The sequence below is a fragment of the Micromonospora sp. 4G55 genome (assembly GCF_016803375.1).
Genome location: NZ_JAEVHN010000580.1, coordinates 1 through 3859, shown reverse-complemented (window position 1 = coordinate 3859; position 3859 = coordinate 1). Strand labels below are relative to the sequence as shown.

4 protein-coding genes and 2 pseudogenes are annotated in these 3859 nt (G+C 76.0%); all 6 read right to left on the bottom strand.

What is annotated here, in order from left to right; translation table 11 throughout:
* Positions 1 to 124 precede the first annotated feature (124 nt).
* Positions 125 to 801: pseudogene (locus tag JNW89_RS30280) on the bottom strand (sensor histidine kinase); the annotation flags it as partial.
* A complete protein-coding gene (locus tag JNW89_RS30275) occupies positions 794 to 1489 on the bottom strand; it encodes a response regulator transcription factor (protein ID WP_238451677.1) in 696 nt (231 codons plus the stop codon). The gene JNW89_RS30275 and the pseudogene JNW89_RS30280, both read right to left, overlap by 8 nt.
* A 104-nt stretch (positions 1490 to 1593) precedes the next feature.
* Positions 1594 to 2166 carry a sigma-70 family RNA polymerase sigma factor gene (locus tag JNW89_RS30270; protein WP_375155165.1) on the bottom strand — a complete coding sequence of 191 codons (573 nt, stop codon included), beginning with the start codon at positions 2164 to 2166 and terminating at the stop codon, positions 1594 to 1596.
* Between the two features lie 85 nt (positions 2167 to 2251).
* Positions 2252 to 2959 (bottom strand): dihydrofolate reductase family protein, encoded by a 708-nt coding sequence (locus JNW89_RS30265; RefSeq protein ID WP_238451676.1) that lies wholly within the window; start codon positions 2957 to 2959, stop codon positions 2252 to 2254.
* Between the two features lie 6 nt (positions 2960 to 2965).
* Positions 2966 to 3613 (bottom strand): GTP cyclohydrolase II, encoded by a 648-nt coding sequence (gene ribA / locus JNW89_RS30260; RefSeq protein ID WP_238451675.1) that lies wholly within the window; start codon positions 3611 to 3613, stop codon positions 2966 to 2968.
* 12 nt (positions 3614 to 3625) lie between these two features.
* Positions 3626 to 3859 (bottom strand): annotated as a pseudogene (locus JNW89_RS30255) (hypothetical protein); the annotation flags it as partial.

Below are 3859 nucleotides of genomic sequence, written 5' to 3'. Positions count from 1 at the left end.
CGTCGGCCAGCCCGACTCGGCGGCGACCAGCCGGATCCGGCGGGCCGCGGCCAGCGGCGCGGTGCCGGCCAGGGCGTCGGAGACCACGTCACCCAGCGGGCACGGCGGGACAGTGACAGCCGCAATCGCTGGCGGTCACCGTCGGCCAGCCCGACTCGGCGGCGACCAGCCGGATCCGGCGGGCCGCGGCCAGCGGCGCGGTGCCGGCCAGGGCGTCGGAGACCACGTCACCCAGCGGCACGGCGGACAGTGACAGCCGCAACGCCCCGGCGTTGATCCGGGACAGTTCGAACAGGTCGTCGACGAGGCGGGTCATCCGGTCGGTCTCCACCCGGATTCGGCGGTGGTACTCGCGCACCGTCTCCGGGTCGGCGACCACCCCGTCCTCCAGCGCCTCGGCCATCGCCCGCAGCCCGGCCAGCGGCGTGCGCAGGTCGTGCGACACCCAGGCGACCAGGTCGCGGCGGCCCTTCTCGATCCGCCGCTCCCGCTCCCGCGCCTGGTCCGCCCAGACCGCCGCCGCGGCGAGCCGCCGGCCGAAGAGCCAGCCGACGGCGAGGCTGACCACCGCCGCCGCGGAGACGTGATCAGCACCACCTCCAGGTCGTGCGGGGAGAGGAACATCGCCTCGGCGATCACCGCGACGCCGGCCGCCACCGCGCTCACCGTCATCGCCAGCAGGACGGAGATGTGCACCGTGATCGACCGGCCGCGCAGCAGCCGCAGCGCACCCGCGCCGAGCAGCCCGACGCAGCAGGCCGCGGCGAGCGCCGCCCCGAAGATCAGCGCGAGGTCACCCATCGACGGGCTCGTACCGGTAGCCGACGCCCCACACCGTGACGATCCGGCGCGGGTCGGCCGGGTCGGCCTCGATCTTCTCCCGCAGCCGGCGCACGTGGACGGTGACGGTGGACTGGTCGCCGAAGCTCCAGCCCCAGACCCGCTCCAGCAGCTCGGCCCGGCGGAACGCCCGCGCCGGGTGCCGCATCAGGTGGGCCAGCAGGTCGAACTCGCGCAGCGTGAGGGCCAGTTCCCGACCGTGCAGCCGGGCCACCCGAGGGCCGGTCTCGACGGTGAGGCCGCCGTCGGTGAGCACCTCCGCCGCCGCGCCGGCCGGCTCGCCGCCGGCCCGGCGCAGCACCGACCGCACCCGCAGCACCAGCTCACGGGGGGAGAAGGGCTTGCTCAGGTAGTCGTCCGCGCCCAGTTGCAGGCCGAGGATCCGGTCGGCCTCGTCACCGCGCGCGGTCAACATCACGATGGGTACGCCGTCCGGCCGCTCCCGCAGCCGCCGGCAGACCTCCAGCCCGTCGACCCCGGGCAGCATCACGTCGAGCACCACCAACTGCGGCGGCGCGGCGGCGACAGCGGCCAGCGCGGCGGCGCCGTCGGCGACGTGGTCCACCTGGTAGCCGGCGTGTTCCAGGTAGCGGCAGACCACGTCGCTGACCGTCCGGTCGTCGTCGACGACCAGCACCCGTTGCGGCACAGCGGACCTCCCCCTCGTGCCGGTCAGCGTAGCCGTGGGCCGGGCCGGCGTCGGGGCGCGGAAACCTTGCGATGTCCTTACGAACGATCCGGGCCGGTGCGGGGTCAGCCGGCGCGGGTGTCCGTCCGGGTGGCGCGTTCGGCCATGGCGTCGACCAGGTCCGCCCGGGCGCGCGCCACCCGCGACCGGATGGTGCCGACGGGACAGTCGCAGACCTGCGCCGCCTCGGCGTACGACAGGCCGAGGAGCTGGGTGGCGACGAAGGCCTCGCGCCGCTCGGCCGGCAGTTGCCGCAGCAGGGCGTCCAGCACCACGACGTTCTCGAACCGGCCCGCCGACGGCGGGTCGTACCCGTCGATGGTGGTGGCCGGTGGGCGGGCCCGCCGGGACCGCAGGTGGTCGGCGGCGACCCGCCGGGCGATGCCGAACAGCCAGGTCCGCGCCGAGGACCGGGCGGCGAACCGGGGCAGCGCGCGCATCGCCCGCAGGTACGTCTCCTGCACCAGGTCGTCGGTCTCCGCGTCGGCCAGCAGGTGGTGCAGGAACCGCCAGGTCGCGCCCTGGGTGGATCGGACGAACGCCGCCAGCGCCAGCGGGTCGCCCCGCCCGGCGGCCAGCGCCCATGCGGTCACCTGCTCGTCGCCCTCGTCCACCACAGCCGCTCCCTCGTCCGCCACGCCGCACCTCCTACGACGAAGCGTAGTAGGCCGGTTCTCCGTGTCGGCCGGTGGTACGGACGAACGGGCTCGCCGGTTCACCGGCTCAGCCGTCCGGGCAGCGATCCGACAGGGCGTACCGGACCAGCACCACGTCACCGATCTGGCGGGCCTCGACCACCCGCGCCCGCCGGCCGGGGTGCCAGGGGAACGGGCCGTCGCGGACGAAGCGGGGCGCCCGGGGGTCGCCGACGAAGAACGGGGCGACCACCAGGTGCAGCTCGTCGGCGAGCCCGGCGGTGAGGAACTGGGCGTGCACCGACCCGCCGCCCTCCACCATCAGCCGGTCCACCCCGCGCCCGGCCAGGTCGGCCAGCGCCCGGGCCGGGTCCAGCGGGTCGCCGGCGTCCACCACGGTGGCCAGCCCGTCCAGCACCTCGGTGAGCTTCGCCACCACCGGCGAGGCGCAGTACACGATCCGGTCCGCGTCGCCGACGGTGAAGAACCGGGCGCTCGGGTCGAGGTCGCCGCGCCCGGTCAGCGTCACCTTCACCGGCGACGGTGGCAGCCCACGGTCCACCCGCTCCCGGCGCAGCCGCTCCGAGCGGATCACCAGCCGCGGGTCGTCGCGGCGGACGGTGCCGGCGCCGACCAGGATCGCGTCGCAGCCGGCCCGGACGGCGTCGACCCGGGCCAGGTCGTCGGCGTTGGAGAGCAGCAGCCGCTGCCCGGTGGCGTCGTCGATGTACCCGTCGATCGACGTGGCGCAGCTCAGCAGCACGTACGGCCGCCGGCCCGCCGGCACGGCGCCCATCTCAGGTCAGCGACGGCGAGTCGGCGGTGCGGGCGGCGCCCGGCTCGCCTTCGCCGCCAGGTAGTCGGCGTTGGCGGGGGAGAGGTAGACCCCGGTGGGGACCACCTCCGTCACCGCCACGCCGAGCCCGTCGAGCTGCTCGGCCTTCTCCGGGTTGTTGCTCAGCAGCGCCAGCCGCCGCACCCCCAGCACCGCCAGCATCTGCGCGGCCGCCCGGTAGTCGCGTTCGTCCTCGCCGTGCCCGAGCGCCACGTTCGCCTCGTACGTGTCGAGGCCGGCGTCCTGCAACGCGTAGGCGTCCAGCTTCGGGTACAGGCCGATGCCGCGCCCCTCCTGCCGCAGGTAGAGCAGGAACCCGCCGGCGTCGGCGATGCGCTCCACCGCCTCGCGCAGCTGCGGGCCGCAGTCGCAGCGCTGGCTGCCGAAGACGTCCCCGGTCAGGCACTCGCTGTGCGGGCGGACCAGCGGCGCCAGCCCGGCCGGCTGCCGCCGCAGCGCGCCCGCCCAGTCGCCGAGCCCGAACGCCAGGTGCTCCCGCCCGTCCACCAGCCCGTCGAAGGTGAAGACCCGGGCCGTGGTGGCGTACCCGTCGGGCAGGCGGAGCGGGACCGTGACCTGAGTGCGGACCGTGGCGAGCGGCAGTGCTCCGTACATGTGTCTCCTCCGTCAGGCGCTGCCGGCCAGCCCGGCAGCGGGTACCGCGGCAGAACCACCCTGGTTCAGGGTGCGGGGCGTGGACCGGCGGGGCAACCGGGCCGGAAGCCGACCCAGCAGCAGCACGGCGGCGCCGGGCAGGGCGGCGACGACCACCAGCGCCCCGTACACCAGCGCGGTGGACACCCCCTGGGCGGCGCCCAGGCCGGCGGCCCCGAACGCCCAGGCGGCCACCCCCTCGCGCGG